At 49.4% G+C, this 1,084-nt stretch carries 1 protein-coding gene; it reads right to left on the reverse strand.

What is annotated here, in order from left to right; all coding sequences use genetic code 11:
• Positions 1-880, reverse strand: an 880-nt coding sequence (locus ACS8FC_RS14835) for an acetyl-CoA C-acyltransferase (protein WP_439297334.1), incomplete at its 3' end; no start/stop codon positions are given.
• Positions 881-1,084: the final 204 nt, after the last annotated feature.

Here is a 1,084-nt window from a genome sequence, read left to right on the forward strand (position 1 = left end):
TGATGTTAGGTTCAACCCCCATCGCACCTGATGATAAGATTTTGGCAATGGGTTTAAAGCCGAGCTTTTCCTCCGCTTGCTTTGAGCCAATGATGAGCGCAGCTGCGCCGTCATTGATACCGGAGGCATTACCTGCGGTGACCACACCATCTTGGCTTAAGGGTTTGAGTTTTTGTAGCGCTGCAATATCGGAGCTGGCGCGAGGATGCTCATCATCCGTAACGACTTTTGCGGGCAACTTCTTACCTTGCGCAACAGTGATAGGCGTTATCTCATCGTCAAAAAATCCTGCTTGTTTGGCAGTTTGGTACTTGGAGTGCGATGCAGCGGCAAATGTATCCGCTTCCTCGCGCGTAATACCATACTTCTGCGCGACATTATCGCCCGTCTGCGGCATGGTATCGCTACCGAACTGCTCAATAATCTTTGGGTTAGGAAAACGGCTGCCGATGGTCGTATCAAATACTTTAAAGTCACGGCTAAACGGCTGCTCAGTTTTGGCAAAGACAAAAGGCGCACGCGTCATCGACTCCACACCACCCGCCAAAATAATATCCCCTTCATGACATGTGATACTGTGCGCAGCATCGACCACAGTAGACAGACCTGACGCACATAAGCGGTTGACGGTTTGACCTGGCGTGGTGACATCCAGCCCTGCCAACAGAGCAGCGTTGCGCGCGATGTTACGAGAGTCCTCGCCCGCTTGGTTAGCACTGCCTAGCAGCACTTCATCAAACACATCGCTCGGCAATTGATGTTTTTCGACCAACGCTTTTATCACGGTGGCGACCAGATCATCAGGACGCACCGTTGCCAATGCACCGACATAGCGACCAAAAGGGCTTCTTAATCCATCATAAATATAGGCATCTAACATAACGCTTCCTTGTTGTATTTTTTAACTTTGAATAAATAGTTTTATAACAATATTTTGTTGTTTGTACTAATAAATGGCCTGCTGAGTGAACAATGACACATCCAGCTTGGCGCGGCGCTGTAACCAAGGGCTTGGGCGATAACGTGGATCGCCTGTGAGCGCGTAGATACGCTCTAAAATGAGCAGCACACGCGAAGCACCAAG

Source organism: Psychrobacter sp. 1Y4, from assembly GCF_051847555.1.